The organism is Eubacterium sp. LMAG:50, assembly GCF_008680265.1.
Taxonomy (GTDB): Bacteria; Bacillota; Clostridia; order Lachnospirales; family Lachnospiraceae; genus Eubacterium_U; species Eubacterium_U album.
Genome location: NZ_NALP01000007.1, coordinates 1,178,296 through 1,193,922 on the forward strand (window position 1 = coordinate 1,178,296; position 15,627 = coordinate 1,193,922).

General features: G+C 32.9%; 10 protein-coding genes. 7 read left to right on the top strand and 3 right to left on the bottom strand.

Features of this window, described 5'->3' with window-relative positions; genetic code table 11:
* The first annotated feature begins 66 nt into the window (after window positions 1–66).
* From CCC31_RS10450 to CCC31_RS10480, 7 genes are all read left to right on the top strand, one after another.
* Entirely contained in the window at window positions 67–477 is a 411-nt protein-coding gene (locus CCC31_RS10450; RefSeq protein WP_022089386.1) for a GNAT family N-acetyltransferase, read from the top strand.
* A gap of 208 nt (window positions 478–685) precedes the next feature.
* Window positions 686–1,339 carry a histidine phosphatase family protein gene (locus CCC31_RS10455; protein WP_260978538.1) on the top strand — a complete coding sequence of 218 codons (654 nt, stop codon included), beginning with the start codon at window positions 686–688 and terminating at the stop codon, window positions 1,337–1,339.
* 14 nt (window positions 1,340–1,353) lie between these two features.
* Entirely contained in the window at window positions 1,354–3,264 is a 1,911-nt protein-coding gene (locus CCC31_RS10460; protein ID WP_022089384.1) for a DNA gyrase subunit B, read from the top strand.
* 96 nt (window positions 3,265–3,360) lie between these two features.
* A complete protein-coding gene (locus tag CCC31_RS10465; protein ID WP_022089383.1) occupies window positions 3,361–5,763 on the top strand; it encodes a DNA topoisomerase (ATP-hydrolyzing) in 2,403 nt (800 codons plus the stop codon).
* A gap of 30 nt (window positions 5,764–5,793) precedes the next feature.
* Window positions 5,794–8,418 (top strand): Ig-like domain-containing protein, encoded by a 2,625-nt coding sequence (locus CCC31_RS10470; RefSeq protein WP_290851435.1) that lies wholly within the window; start codon window positions 5,794–5,796, stop codon window positions 8,416–8,418.
* A gap of 45 nt (window positions 8,419–8,463) precedes the next feature.
* The gene (locus CCC31_RS10475; RefSeq protein WP_022089381.1) at window positions 8,464–9,240 is read left to right on the top strand and encodes a Cof-type HAD-IIB family hydrolase; all 777 of its coding nucleotides are present in this window, start codon (window positions 8,464–8,466) and stop codon (window positions 9,238–9,240) included.
* A gap of 21 nt (window positions 9,241–9,261) precedes the next feature.
* Window positions 9,262–10,287 (top strand): peptidylprolyl isomerase, encoded by a 1,026-nt coding sequence (locus CCC31_RS10480; protein WP_022089380.1) that lies wholly within the window; start codon window positions 9,262–9,264, stop codon window positions 10,285–10,287.
* A 276-nt stretch (window positions 10,288–10,563) separates the two neighbouring features.
* Here the strand turns inward: CCC31_RS10480 and CCC31_RS10485 are convergent, their stop codons facing one another.
* The 3 genes from CCC31_RS10485 to CCC31_RS10495 all read right to left on the bottom strand — a co-directional run bounded on the left by CCC31_RS10485 (window position 10,564) and on the right by CCC31_RS10495 (window position 15,315).
* Window positions 10,564–13,362, bottom strand: coding sequence for a YfhO family protein (locus CCC31_RS10485; RefSeq protein ID WP_118565234.1), 2,799 nt, complete (start codon window positions 13,360–13,362; stop codon window positions 10,564–10,566).
* A gap of 74 nt (window positions 13,363–13,436) precedes the next feature.
* A complete protein-coding gene (locus tag CCC31_RS10490; protein ID WP_022089378.1) occupies window positions 13,437–13,901 on the bottom strand; it encodes a GtrA family protein in 465 nt (154 codons plus the stop codon).
* 187 nt (window positions 13,902–14,088) lie between these two features.
* Window positions 14,089–15,315: an argininosuccinate synthase gene (locus tag CCC31_RS10495; RefSeq protein ID WP_290851439.1), complete on the bottom strand. Its 1,227-nt coding sequence runs from the start codon at window positions 15,313–15,315 to the stop codon at window positions 14,089–14,091.
* Window positions 15,316–15,627 lie beyond the last annotated feature (312 nt).

Below are 15,627 nucleotides of genomic sequence, written 5' to 3' on the forward strand. Positions count from 1 at the left end.
ATTGGCAGATAAAGTATAATGTATTAGTTAAAGTGGGCAGAATATGTGATTGAATAGAGGAACAAGATGGTACTTAAAGAAAATGTTTTAGATGTAGATACATATTTGATGTTAAGGGGAAAAGTTAAATGGAAACCATTGACTAAAGAACAGGCTGAAAAAGCATTGGAAAACAGTTTATATACAGTTGTTGCATATGAAAATGGCAAACCGGTAGGAATGGGAAGAGTCGTGGGAGATGGAGCAGTTATATGTTATGTACAGGATCTGATTGTAGTACCGGAATATCAGGGAAGTGGTATAGGATACAGACTATTACAAAATATAAAAGAATTTGTTTTAGAATTAAAGATTCCCGGTACGGAAATGATGTTTGATTTAATGTGTGCAAAGGGAAGAGAACATTTTTATAAAAAATGTGGATTTATAGAAAGACCAACGGACAAATTAGGTCCTGGAATGATTCAATACCTGTGATACCAAGGTTATAATTCCATAAACCACATGAGCTTGCTCAAATGTGGTTTATGGAATTCATGACCCGTCCCAACATGAGCATAAAAGTGGAATGAAATCCCACGATATGCGAATGTTGGTCAGATTGCGAGAGTGTGAAGCACGAAGCAATCTGAAGGTATCATACATATGTAGAAAAAAGGAAAGATTTAGATAAGGCAGGTGTGATATGAATATTTATTTAATTAGACATGGAAGACAGAACAGTAAATTATGTAATGTTGATGTGGAATTGTCCGATGAAGGTAGAGAGCAGGCGCACTCAGTAGGAAAGCGTTTAGCTAAATATGGAATTGAAGTTGTGTATTCAAGCAATTTAATTAGAGCGAAGGAAACAGCAGATATAATAAATGAATATGTTAAGAAACCAAGATTTGTTGATGAAAGATTAAGGGAAGCAGAGTTTGGTGATTTAACAGGACTTGAAAACAGTGTCCTTAAAGAAAGATATAAGGATTTTCTCGCAGAGCGTTCAAAGATGGAAAAGGATATGGCATATCCTGGTGGTGAAAATTGTGAAATGGTATTTAACAGAGTTTTTGAAGCGATAGATGAGATAGCACATAAAGATTATGAAAATGTAGTGGTAGTAACTCATGGAGGTGCTATAAGGGCATTACTTACAGGCATAGTTAAGGCTGATTATGCTAAGTGGCTTACATTTGGCAGACAACTTGAAAATTGTAGTATATCTGAGATTATGTATGATAAAGATTTGGGAACATATCATATCGAGAGACTTAACGATTATGCTCATTTTGAAGATGAAGACAGATTATTAAGAAAACATTTTGGCAATGGATTTTTGAATCCAAATAAGTAATCAAGGAGTTAGTAATGGCAAAAAGTAATTACGACGGTAATAGTATTGCAGTATTAGAAGGGTTAGAAGCGGTTAGAAGAAGACCCGGAATGTACATAGGAAGTGTTGGAACAAAAGGGCTTAATCATTTGATTTATGAAATTGTTGACAACTCAGTTGATGAACATTTAGCAGGATATTGTAATGAAATAAAAGTAACATTGGAAAAAGACGGTAGTGCTACTATTAGTGATAATGGTCGAGGCATTCCGGTTGATATAAATGATAAGACAGGGCGTCCTGCAGTTGAAGTAGTATTTACAGTACTTCATGCCGGAGGAAAGTTTGGAGACGGAGGTTATAAGATTTCCGGTGGTCTCCATGGTGTTGGTGCATCAGTTGTAAATGCGCTTTCAGTATGGTTAGAGGTAAATGTTAAAAGAGACGGAAAAGTTTATAATCAAAGATATGAGCGTGGGAAAATAATGTATCCTTTGAAAGAAGTAGGAACATGTAGAAAAAATGACACAGGTTCAACAGTACAGTTTTACCCGGATGGCGAAATATTTGAAAAAACTTATTTTAAAGCAGATGCAATTAAAAGCAGATTACATGAAACAGCATATTTAAATCCAAATCTTACAATTATATTTGAAAATAAAAGAGTTGCAGAAGAAGAAGTAATTACTTACCATGAGCCTGATGGAATTTGTGCGTATGTTGCAGAATTAAATAAAGAAAAAGAAAAGGTTCATGATGTAATTTATTTCAAAAAGACTGTTGATGGGATTGAAATGGAAGTAGCATTTCAGTTTGTAAATGAATTTTCTGAAAATATTTTAGGATTTTGTAACAATATTTACACACAGGAAGGTGGAACACATCTTACAGGATTTAAATCAAAATTTACAATGGTAATAAATCAGTATGCAAGGGAATTAGGAATATTAAAGGAAAAGGATGCTAATTTTACAGGGGCAGACGTTAGAAACGGTATGACGGCAGTTGTGGCAGTTAAGCACCCTGAACCAAGATTTGAAGGACAGACAAAGACAAAATTAGATAATCCTGATGCCGGAAAAGTTGCTGCTGAAATTACAGGTGAAGAATTGGTATTGTATTTTGACAGAAATGTTGAAGTGCTTAAAAATGTTATTGCATGTGCTGAAAAATCAGCAAAAATCCGTAAGCAGGAAGAAAAAACAAAAACAAATATGCTTACAAAGACAAAGTTTTCAATAGACAGTAATGGAAAACTTGCTAACTGTGAAAGCAGAAAAGCAGAAGAATGTGAGATATTTATTGTCGAAGGAGATTCTGCCGGTGGCTCAGCAAAAAGCGCAAGAAAGCGTAGAACACAGGCAATTTTACCTATAAGAGGAAAAATCTTAAATGTTGAGAAAGCTTCTATCGACAAAGTTCTTGCAAATGCAGAAATTAAGACAATGATTAATGCATTTGGATGTGGATTTTCAGAAGGTTATGGAAATGATTTTGATATAGAAAAATTAAAGTTTAACAAGATTATTTTAATGACGGATGCCGATGTTGACGGAGCTCATATCGATACATTGTTATTAACATTTTTCTATAGATTTATGCCTGAATTAATTACGCATGGACATGTTTATTTAGCAACACCGCCATTATATAAGGTTGTACCTAAAAAGGGAAAAGGTCAGTATTTATATGATGACAAGGCTTTAGAAAAATACAGAAAAGATCATAAAGGATTTACGCTTCAAAGATATAAAGGCTTAGGAGAAATGGATGCAGACCAGTTGTGGGAAACTACACTTAATCCTGAAACGAGAATTTTGAAGCAGGTAGAAATAGAAGATGCAAGATTAGCATCAGAAGTAACAGAAATGCTTATGGGAAATAACGTAGGACCTAGAAGGGACTTCATTTACGAACATGCGACAGATGCAGAATTAGATATATAAGCATTTAGGAAACAAAATGAATTTATTTTCTATAGATGTTTCCGATTACCAACCCCATCGTAGAGAGGGACAATACATATTATATAGGAGTAACATATGTCAGAACAGATAGTGAAAACAGAATATTCTGAGGTAATGCAAAAATCATACATAGATTATGCTATGAGCGTAATTTGTGCCAGAGCACTTCCTGACGCAAGAGATGGACTTAAGCCGGTACAGAGAAGAGTTTTGTACGCCATGGAACAGTTAGGACTTAACTATGATAAACCACATCGTAAATCAGCACGTATAGTTGGTGAAGCAATGGGTAAATATCATCCACATGGTGACAGCTCAATTTATGAAACATTAGTTGTAATGTCTCAGGATTTTAAAAAGGGAATGGCTTTAGTAGACGGGCACGGAAACTTCGGCTCAATTGAAGGAGACGGAGCTGCCGCAATGCGTTATACGGAAGCAAAATTAAAGAAATTTACACAGGATGTATATTTAGCAGACTTAGATAAAGATGTTGTTGATTTCATGCCTAACTTCGATGAAATGGAAAAAGAACCTGTAGTTCTTCCGGTAAAAGTTCCTAACATTTTAGTTAACGGAGCAGAAGGTATTGCCGTTGGTATGGCAACAAATATACCTACTCATAATTTAGGTGAAGTAATAGATGCAGTTATCGCATATATGGAGAATAATGACATTTCAACAGAAGAATTACTGGAAATAATGCCGGGACCGGATTTCCCAACAGGAGGAATTGTAGCCAACAAATCCGAGTTGGCAGACATTTATAAGACAGGAAACGGTAAATTAAAATTACGTGGAAAGCTTGAATTTGAAAAAGGTAAAGGAAAAGAGAAAGACAAGCTTGTAATAACAGAAATTCCTTACACAATGATAGGTGCTAATATTAGTAAATTTATATCAGACGTTATTTCACTTGTGGAAAATAAAAAAACAAATGATATTGTTGATATTTCAAATGCATCAGATAAAAATGGTATAAGAATAGTACTTGAACTTAAAAAAGGAGCAGATGTAGAAAAACTTACAAATATGCTATATAAAAAGACAAGGCTTGAAGATACATTTGGTGTAAATATGCTTGCCATAGCTGATGGAAGACCGGAAGTTATGGGGCTTAAATCAATAATTAAGTATAATGTGGATTTTCAGTATGAAATAACTACTAGAAAATATACAACAATGCTTAATAAGGCTTTAGAACAAAAAGAAATAAAAGAAGGTCTTATAAGAGCAACAAATATTATTGATTTGATTATTGAAATTATCAGAGGAAGTCAGCAGTTAAAACAGGCAAAGGAGTGTCTTGTAAATGGAAATACTGAAGGCATTAAATTTAAGAATCCTGAATCAGAACTGTTAGCAGCTAATCTTAATTTTACAGAAAAGCAGGCACAGGCAATTCTTGATTTAAGACTTGCTAAATTAATAGGTTTAGAAGTTCTTGCATTGCAGAAAGAATATGAAGATTTAGTAAATAAAATTGCTAAATACGAGGATATTCTTCACAGCAGACGTTCCATGACAAAAGTAATTAAGAAAGATTTGCTTGCAATCAAGAAAGAATATGGTCAGCCAAGAAGAACTGTTATTGAAGATGGAAAAGAAGCTGTATTTGATGATAATAAGATAATTGAGCAGGAAGTAGTATTTGTAATGGATAAATTTGGTTATGCCAAATTAATTGACCAGGCCACATTTGACAGAAACAGAGAAGCGGTAATTAAAGAAAACAAATATTATTTTAATTGCATGAATACAGACAAGGTGTGCATTTTTACAGACAATGGAAACATGCATCAGATAAAGATAATAAAAATGCCGATTAAAAAATTTAGGGATAAAGGTGTTCCAATAGATAATCTTGGAAATTACAGTAGTGCAGGAGAAAGCATTGTGGCATTATTTAGTGCTTCAATGATTAAAGATAAGAAATTATTGTTTACTACTAAAAAAGGTATGATGAAGCTTGTTGATGGCAGTGAATTTGAGACAACAAGAAATACAATTGCAGCTACAAAGCTTGGGGAAGATGACAGTCTTGTAGGAGTTCAGATTACAAGAATTACTTCAAAGCCTGTCGAGGATGAAGAGTATGAAATGCCGATTGCATTAACAGGAGGTTCAGATGACGAATTTATGCCTATGGATGATGTTCAGTTAGAAATGAATTTTGATACACCTTCGCAAATGGATAGTGCAGGAAATAATACAGAACTTCAGTATACAAGGGAAATATTAGTTCTTCAGACGGAAAATGGGGTATTTTTAAGATTTCCACTTAAGGAGATTCCTGAAAAGAAGAAAACTGCAGTTGGTGTAAGAGGAATTAAATTAAATGCAGATGATTGTGTAAGTAATGTTTATCTGTTAGATGTAGGAGACAATGATGTTGTTGAATACAAGGGAAAGAAAGTTGAACTTAGAAAACTTAAAACAGGAAGAAGAGATACGAAAGGTGTTAAAGTCCGAATATAAATAAGGACTTAGGAGAAAAGAGGGATACACTTGAAAAGTAAAATTTTTACAAAAATAGCAAAGAATATACAGGTTACAATTTTAGCAATTGCAATTATCGTAAGTAGCATACAGTTTAGTGGAGTTACGGAAGTCAAAGCAGATGACGCAACATTTGAGGCGAGCATAAGTGGATTTCCGGAAAGTTACAAGCCGTATTTAAGACAGTTACATGCAACATATCCTAACTGGACATTTCAGCCTTTTAATACAGGAATTGATTTTGGAACAGCAGTAGATAATGAAGCATCTAATGACAGAAGTCTTACACATACAAACTATTCAGAGTTTTTACAGAGCAATGCTTCAGGTGACTATAATACAGCTACAGGAAAATATATTGCAAAAGATGGAAGTACATGGGTAACAGCTTCTAAAAATGCAGTAGCATACTTTATGGATCCAAGAAATTTTCTTAACGATACATATGTTTTTATGTTTGAAAATTTAGCATATGATGCAGCTAATCAGACACAGGCAGGCGTTGAGGCAATACTTACAGGTTCATTTATGGCTAATACAAATATAGCTTACCTTGATGCAAATGGAACATATATTCCAACGGCAGAAAGCTATTCATCAAAGATATTGCAGGCGGCTCAGACTTCAGGTGCAAGTGCATATTATATTGCTTCAAAAATATTACAGGAAGTAGGTTCAGGTAGAAACGGAATTTATGCAGGAATGGGAGCAAGTGGAAGTGTATCCGGAAATTATTCAACATCATATAAAGGAATTTATAATTTCTATAATATAGGTGCAAGTACAAGTTCACAGCCCATTTTAAACGGTTTAAAATGGGCTTCAAACGCAAAGAATGGATATGGTACACCTTGGAATACTCCGGGAGCTTCAATAATAGGTGGAGCACAATATATAGCTGAAAAGTATATCAATGTAGGACAGAATACAACATATTTGCAGAAGTTTAATGTAACAGCTAAAAATACATATAAACATCAGTACATGACAAATATATTTGGCTGTGCATCAGAGACAGGAACTACAGCAAAAGCTTATGATACATTGGGAATTAAAAGTAATCAGCGTCATTTTATAATTCCTGTATACAACAATATGCCTGGAGATAATACAACTGTTACAATGGGCAAATCAGGAGATAAGACAGGTGTTATTACATCAAATGTAAATCTTAGACAGGGCCCAAGTACCGGATATAGTTCATTAACTAAATTAAGTAAAGATGATGTCGTTACAATAAAAGAAAACGTGCTTACAGACAGAAAGTATTCAGTAAGCTGGTTAAGTAATCCATATTGGACCAAAGTTGATGTAGTAAAAAACGGAGTTTCTTATACAGGATATGTTTCAACAGAATATGTTACACCTGAAGTTGAAAATAATTTGATTACAGGTACAACAGTAAGTGCTAAGGCAACTACATCAAATCCTAATGAAAAAGTAATTTACCGTTCAGACAATCCTGCTGTAGCAACAGTTGATGATGCAGGAAATATTACCGCTTTAGGTGATGGAACAACTACAATAAGAGCATTTGCAGTAAGTGGTAATTTTGCAACATATACAATACAAGTATTCACAAAAGGATGTGTATTAGATAAGACAAAGGCAACAATTGGTGTAGGTAAGAAAGTAAAATTAAATGCAACAGTATATCCTACTGATGCACCGGATAAGACAGTAACATGGACTTCAAGTAACACGTCAGTAGCTAAAGTTTCAAAAACAGGAAAAGTAAAAGGTGTTGGAGTAGGAAAAGCCACAATATCTGCGACTGCAACAGCTATAGGTGGAGCTGTAGGTACTTGTGAAATTAAAGTTATACGTCCGGTAACAGGAGTAAAACTTAACAAAACAAAGAAGACTTTAAGAGTGGGAAAAACATATACTTTAAAAGCAACGGTGATTCCTGAGGATGCTACTAATAAAAATGTAAAATGGAAATCAGATAACACGGCTGTAGCTAAAGTTAAAAAGGGAGTGGTAACAGCAGTAGCTCCGGGAACAGCAACAATTACAGTTACTACTAACAATGGTAAAAAGACAGCAACGGCATTGATAACTGTTATTTCAGGTCAGATTGGCTTTAAGTCTGTTGCTTCATATAATCAGAACACAATTAAACTGACATGGAATGCGGCAACAAATGTAAGTGGATATATTATTTACAGAAGAAACAGTGCAGGCAAATATAAAAAGATTGCTAAATTGTCGGCTTCCGTAACATCATATAAAGATAAAAAACTTGTTACAGGAAACACATATAGCTACAAAATAAGAACTTATACTGTTAGTGGTGGAAAAACACATAAATCATCATTCTCAGCAGCAGCATCTGCAAAAGTAGTTCCAAAGAGGGTAAAATTTGTATCCGCAATGGCGTTGCAGGGAAATAGTGCTGTAGTAAGATGGAAGAGAGATAAATGGGTTACAGGATATCAGGTATACAAAAAGTCAAACATCCAGTTAAAATATAGAAGAGTAAGAACAACAAAGAAAAATACTGTTGTAAAATTTACTGATGGTAAAGCAGTTTCCGGCTATACATATTATTACAAAGTAAGAAGTTACAAGGTAGTTTATGGGAAAAAAGTATATGGAAAATATTCTAAGGTTGTATCTTTGAGCAAATAGCAGTAATATGTAGTAATAAATTAAAAGGAATTGAAAGAGAAAACAATGATAAAGTTAGTTGTAAGCGATGTAGATGGAACATTAATAAAACCAGGGGAGACAAGAATAAGTGAGAAAACATTGTCTCTTTTGGGTGAATTAAAGGAAAAAGGAGTTTTGTTTGCGGTAGCATCAGGGAGAGACTATGATGCTATCAGACCCCTTTTTGGAAAGATAAAAAATGACATTATTTATATCACTAATAATGGTGGAGTTGTTATGTATCAGGGGAAAGTCTTATGTAAGACACCTATAGATAAAATGCTTAGCGTAACAATAATGAATGAAATGCAGAAGAAAAGAGACTGCAGAGTTCTTTTAGCAGGAGAAACAGGATCTTATGTAAGCACATATGATACTGATTTTACAAGATATCTTGCAGAGCATGGATTTTCCACAGAAAATGTAAAGGACTTTAAGGAAGTTAAAGAACCTATTACAAAAATCTCCATATATGCAAAATATGGACTTACAGAGGAATTTTATGAATCAATAGTTGACAGATGGGGTGATAAAATAAAAATCGCCATATCAGGCAATAATTGGGTAGATTTAACTGATGAATATGTGAATAAGGGAAATGCACTTGCAGTTGTACAGCATATATTCGAAGTTACTTCAGAAGATACAGTAACATTTGGAGATAATTATAATGATGTTGAAATGTTTGAACGTTCTTATTATAGTTATGCAATGCAACATTCTCCTTCAGATATAAGAAAGTGTGCAAAGCATATAACTCCTGATGTTGACTCTATATTAGAAGATATTTTGAGAATGTAATTGAAAGGTAGGGTATCAGTTATGATAAAGAAAAAAGTTATTGCCTTAGGCATTAGTATGGTAATGGCAACAACAGTTCTTAGTGGATGTGGTTTAAAAAGCGATACTCCTGTAGTTGGAGATTTGTTTGGACTTAAAAGTGATGAGGCATTTGTAGTAGACAAATTAATATGCTCGGTGTCGGAAGCAAAATTAATAATACTTAACAGTGCAAATAAATACAAAAATGACTTTGGAGGAATTGTTGACTGGAGCCAGAAACTTGAGAAGACTACACTTGGTGATTTTGTAAAAGACGAAGTAAAGAATGATATATCAATCACATACACAATGGCAGCTTTAGCTGATAAGAATAATGTAACAATAGATGATGCAGAAAAGACTTCAATAGCTGCAGCAGCAAAAGAGTATTATAATAGTCTTACAGATGAAGAAAAGGATTATACAACGGCAACAGAAGAGACAGTTGAAACATTATTTACAAATTATTACAAGGCAAAGAAAGCTTATAATACATTGACAGCTAATGTAGGAGAAGAGATAAGCGATGAAGAAGCCAGAGTAATTAAAGTTCAGTATATTCATATCGATACTACAAAGACGAAAACAAATAAAGCAACTAAACAGTTAGAGGAAGTAATAAGTCTTGTTAATGGTGGATATCAGACATTTGCAAAAGAAGCAAAGCAGTATAGTGATGATGAATTAGTAACAAAAACAATAAAGAAAAATGAGGCAACACAGGATTATGAAATTGCCGCATTTGATTTAGCAAATGAAGAAATGAGTTCAATAATTACTCAGGATGACGGATTATATCTGGTATATTGTGAAAACAGTTATTTAAAAGATGAGACAGCACAGAATAAGAGTGCAATTATTGAAAGTACTAAGAATTCTGCATTTAGTAAGGTATATGACAATTATATTAGCGACGTAAAGAGTGATTTTAATACATCTGCATGGGATGATATAGCACTTCCTGATGGAGAAAATATGGTTAGCACAAATATAATGGATGTGTTTGATACTATTGCAGCTGAATAATATAATTTGAATTATTTAAGATTGGGATTGTGAGTGTACATGACACAAAAAATCCGTAAGTATCCAAACTGGGGTTTTTGACCCAACATATATTTAATTTAATAATAAAAAAAAAGAACTGAAAATGATACGTTAATGTCAAGCAGACAAAATATCATTTTCAGTTCTTTTTTTTTATTGTTATGAATGAAATATAATACATTGATATATATTCGTATTAGTATATATTCATATCTATGCTTATTATTAATTCTAATTCATAAATCTTTTATTTGATTAATGCTCAGAAGCTTTAGGATTATTATCTGTAGCATTGTTTTCAGAAGTTATTTCTTTCTGTTTATTTTTATTACTATTTGTATTTATACTTTCATTTTTAATTTTAGAATTATTACTTTTGGCATTATCTTTTTTGCTCTTGCTGCCATTGCCGTTTATAGCTTCTTTCTTTATTAATGCAATTAATTTTTTCTTAAATATAAGAGCTAAAAGAATTAACAATGATACAAGTGAAATAAGTATTCCGTAAACAAATCCACTAGGTGTATATTTAAATGTAACGGAGTGTGTTCCCTGCGATACATAAGCACCCATTAATGAGCCGGAACATATAGCAATAGGTTTTACTTTGTTCCCGTCAACGTATACTGACCAACCTTTGTCATATGGAATAGAAGTGTAAAGCAATCCGCTTGAAGCAGCAGTTACAGAACCTTCAATTTTTGTATCTTTAAATGATTCAATAGTGTATGGTTGAGAATTTAATAATTCGTAATCAACAGCCCATGCATCACTGTCAAAAGCATATCCATAACATTCAGAAATTGCAGAACCGTCTCCGGCTGTAATTGTAATTGCACTTCCTTTCTCAACAGTACCAATGTGGCAGATATAATTCTGCTGTGTTGATGAGAAAGATTGTGAAGTTGAAACACCATCAGGTGTAGTAATATTTGCATTTAATGTTTCAGCAGATGTAGGACAGTAGAAATATACATCCAGGCTTGAAGGAGTAACAGATGGAATATTGTTATCTGTTCCGTCGCTTGTAGCAAATTCTGCAGTAAATGAAGCTGTACTATCTGACTGAATTTTATGGAATATTGTACTGCCACCGCTAATAGCTGTAGTTACAAAACTGTTTTGAATTGTAAATGGGTCACTACCTGATAAATCCCATTCAGACATTGTACTTGAATTAATTACAAATCCAAGAGGAAGACTCTTTTCATATTTATAAATATTAAGTGTTGTCTGATTATTTCCATCAGCCATATAACTTGCTGATGATAAAAGTGAACTTTCTGAAGGGAAAGAAGTATCACCGGTAGAGTATTCATATCTTAATGAGAATAAAGCTGCTGTAAGTGGAGTAATTCCATATGATGAATAAGCGTTAAATGATGTCTGTAATCCGATAGAAGTAAAGTAATCCTGAATAGCTGCGGATGATACAGATGAGAAAGTAGAAATACTATTGTATTTGAACAATGCTCCATCATTACGTGTTCTATGTGATAACTGTTCACTTCTATAGAACTTAACTCCATCAGCGTCAGCGTCTTTCTTTGCAGCTTCATTTAACTGCTTGAAGGCTTCGTTACTTTCAACATAAGCATCCCTGTTAGAAGTACTTGGAATACCTGTAATAGTAAAATTAAGTATCAATTCTATGAAAATAATAGATCCAATTAAATAGGAAATTATAAATGATTTGTTCTCATGATATTTATACAATGCAATAAGTACAACGTAAATAACAAGGAATAATAAACTTGTGTAAATTATTTTTGTAATGTCTGTTGTTATTACTAAATCACTGAAAAAGTCAGCATTCTTGAACAATTCTTCTAATACAAGAATTAATAAAGCAGAGCCTGCAAAAGTAGCGGCTAAATGTTTTCCATTTATTTCTCTTATATGTAAAAATGCTTCATATGCCATAGTTACAATAAGAAAAATGTAAATAAATGATTCTCTACATGGAAGGCTGTTTGGAAAATGGAATCCATGCCATATGTAGTTTGGAATATTAAAACTAAAGCTTAAAAGGAAAATTAAAGCTAAAGCTGTTTTGCCAATTCGCTCTTTGATATTAATTTTTTTGCAGATTACAAATAATGGAACCAAAATAAATACTATGATAGAACAGTAGATATTAGGGTCATGTGGATACTTTAAATCTGCAACCGGAATTGCAAATAACGATCTGAATAACATATATAATACTGAAAAATATTCTTCAAGTTTTTCAGGAAAACTTGAGTCAGCAGATTTTGTTGTTAAAAGGTTAAAATATTCAGGAAGAACAACGCATGCTGCAAGTCCACCTGCTAATAATGAATATAAAGCAAAATCTTTAATTGCAATAAGGTGAGATTTAACTTTATTTATTTCTTCATCAAAATTACGAACTAATGATAAGTAAATGAAGTATAAAACACTGTAAATACATAACATAATTGCTATATAGTAATTAGAAAAAATTGTTAAAGCAAGAGAAATGCAGTACATTTTACATTTTCCTTCATTAACAAGTCTTTCAAGTCCAAGCATAATAAATGGAAGAAGGAACATACAGTCAAGCCACATAATGTTCCAACTAAAAGCTGCAAAATATGCTGATAAAGCATAAAGCATACTAAATATCACAACGCTTAAGTCTTTATTACCAAATCTTTTTGAAAGATAGTATGCAGCTGAAAAACCGGCAAGTCCCATTTTAGCAATAATAAAGAAACTTACTGCATCTGAAATTGTTCCCGGTAAAAATAAAACTAAGAGATTGAACGGACTTGCAAGATAGTAAGCCGCAAGAGCTACAAAGTTCATACCACCACCAATTTCCCAGGTATAAAGAAGGCTGCCACCGGAAGATAATTTTTCTTTTAAAATATCTAAGTAAGGTGCATACTGATGATAACAGTCACTACGAAGGTACATTTGGTCTCCAAAAGGATAGACATCCTTAAAGTAGTAAACAAATAACATTGAAATTACAGGCAAAATAAAAGCAAGCAAATATAACTTGTTTTCATCGAACCATTTTGAGATTGAAAAATTTTTCTTGTTCATTTTTATTCTCCTTAAACATCCTCAATTCATTATATATTAATGTAAACACGAACCGATATAAATATAAGTCCGCTTTACTTAAAAATAAATAATTTACTTATTATGTAATTGATAATTACCGTTAAAACCATGGCAAATATCTTAGTACGATATATATTGAAAGCCGCAAACTGTGCTATTAATAACATTACTTCAGTCATGATAAGGGTGGCAAATCTTGCACACACAAATTTATTAAAGGAATGTAAAACATCCTTAATATTATCAAAACCCATTTTAAAAACCCATCGTCTGTTAGTCGAGAATGAAAATATCACGGCACACAACCATGACAATGCATTTGAAAACATAACGTTTATTCCAAGAACAGACAAAAATGCATAAACACAATAATCTATAATAGCTGTAAATACGCCAAAAAAGACGTATGATATCATTTCATAACTTAAAAGACCATATAGAAACTGCCTTATTTCGGGATTTTTTATATGGCACAAAATAGCCTTGCGGATAACAATAATTGAATCTTTTACTTTCATAATTTATTATCCTTTTTATTATCTTTTATCTGTAAAATCGGGTGATTGGTAAAAAGTAATAAAATCACCGTAATAACTAACAATAATAATAGTTAAACACAAAGACCATTTTACTATAAAATGTAAAAAAAGGAAAGACAAAAAGCCTGACAATCAATCTATTGTCAGGCTTTTAAATTTTAATTAATTATTTATTGTTATTTTTTTCTAATTCCTGCATTTTCATAGCTCTTACTTTTAATGGTAAGCCAAATAAAGTAATAAATCCGTCAGCGTCATGATGGTCATATAAATCACCTGTTGTAAATGATGCAAGACTTTCATTATATAATGAATATGGAGAAGTTGTTCCGGCTTTAATAATGTTTCCTTTGTAAAGTTTGAATTTAACTTCACCTGTAACATATTCCTGAGTTGATTCAACAAATGCCTGAACTGCTTCACGAAGAGGAGTAAACCATTTTCCTTCGTATACAATCTGAGCTAACTTGTTGCCCATATCTTTCTTTGTTTCCATTGTAGCACGGTCAAGAACTAATTCTTCAAGCTGTCTGTGAGCTTCCATAAGAATTGTTCCACCTGGAGTTTCATAAACACCACGTGATTTCATACCAACTACACGATTTTCAACGATATCGATAATTCCAATTCCGTGCTTTCCACCAAGACGGTTTAATTCACGAATGATGTCAGAAACTTTCATATGCTTTCCGTTAACTGAAGTAGGAACACCCTTTTCAAATGTCATTGTAACATATTCAGGTTCATCAGGTGCCTTTTCAGGAGAAACACCTAAAACTAAAAGATGTTCATAGTTTGGCTCATTTGCAGGATCTTCTAATTCTAAGCCTTCATGGCTGATGTGCCATAAGTTTCTGTCACGGCTGTAACTTTGATCTGTACCAAATGGAAGGTCAATTCCATGAGCTTTACAATATTCAATTTCAGCTTCACGAGAATCCATTTTCCACTTATCATCTCTCCAAGGAGCAATAATCTTAATGTCAGGAGCTAAAGCTTTGATACTAAGCTCGAAACGAATCTGGTCATTACCTTTACCTGTAGCACCGTGGCAAATAGCAACAGCACCTTCTTTTCTTGCAATTTCAACTAATCTCTTTGCAATGCCCGGACGAGCCATTGAAGTACCTAATAAGTACTTGTTTTCATATACGGCGTCAGCCTGAACGCAAGGAACAATATAGTCATCGCAAAATTCATCTGTAATGTCTTCTATATATAATTTAGTAGCACCTGAATATTTGGCTCTTTCTTCAAGACCATCTAATTCTTCACCCTGTCCACAGTCTACACAACAGCAAACTACATCATAATTATAATTTTCTTTTAACCAAGGGATGATAGCAGTAGTATCAAGTCCACCTGAGTATGCTAAAACAACTTTCTCTTTCATGTGATTCCTCCATTAATATTTTTACTATCTGATACTATACAACAATGATGTATAAAATGCAAGATAAAATTAAAAATGAGCTGTTTTATGCAAAATTTAAAGAATATATTGCATAATATACATAAAAGATGTATACTGAACCACGGACAAAAGAAAGAGAAATTAATAAATTTATATCTTTAATAAGAAAAGATAGGATTACAGTAACCAATCTTTGACATATATAAAGGAAAGGATTAAAATAAAAGTTACGGCAATTAAATAGGTAATTATAGAATTTAGTTAGTTTTTTACCGAATAAATAGAGGAGGC

What these genes read in the sequence shown, in the direction of transcription:
- CCC31_RS10450 (WP_022089386.1), top strand. Translation starts at nt 67, where the DNA reads ATGGTACTTAAAGAAAATGTTTTAGATGTAGATACATATTTGATGTTA.
- CCC31_RS10455 (WP_260978538.1), top strand. Translation starts at nt 686, where the DNA reads ATGAATATTTATTTAATTAGACATGGAAGACAGAACAGTAAATTATGT.
- CCC31_RS10460 (WP_022089384.1), top strand. Translation starts at nt 1,354, where the DNA reads ATGGCAAAAAGTAATTACGACGGTAATAGTATTGCAGTATTAGAAGGG.
- CCC31_RS10465 (WP_022089383.1), top strand. Translation starts at nt 3,361, where the DNA reads ATGTCAGAACAGATAGTGAAAACAGAATATTCTGAGGTAATGCAAAAA.
- CCC31_RS10475 (WP_022089381.1), top strand. Translation starts at nt 8,464, where the DNA reads ATGATAAAGTTAGTTGTAAGCGATGTAGATGGAACATTAATAAAACCA.
- CCC31_RS10480 (WP_022089380.1), top strand. Translation starts at nt 9,262, where the DNA reads ATGATAAAGAAAAAAGTTATTGCCTTAGGCATTAGTATGGTAATGGCA.
- CCC31_RS10485 (WP_118565234.1), bottom strand. Translation starts at nt 13,362, where the DNA reads ATGAACAAGAAAAATTTTTCAATCTCAAAATGGTTCGATGAAAACAAG.
- CCC31_RS10490 (WP_022089378.1), bottom strand. Translation starts at nt 13,901, where the DNA reads ATGAAAGTAAAAGATTCAATTATTGTTATCCGCAAGGCTATTTTGTGC.
- CCC31_RS10495 (WP_290851439.1), bottom strand. Translation starts at nt 15,315, where the DNA reads ATGAAAGAGAAAGTTGTTTTAGCATACTCAGGTGGACTTGATACTACT.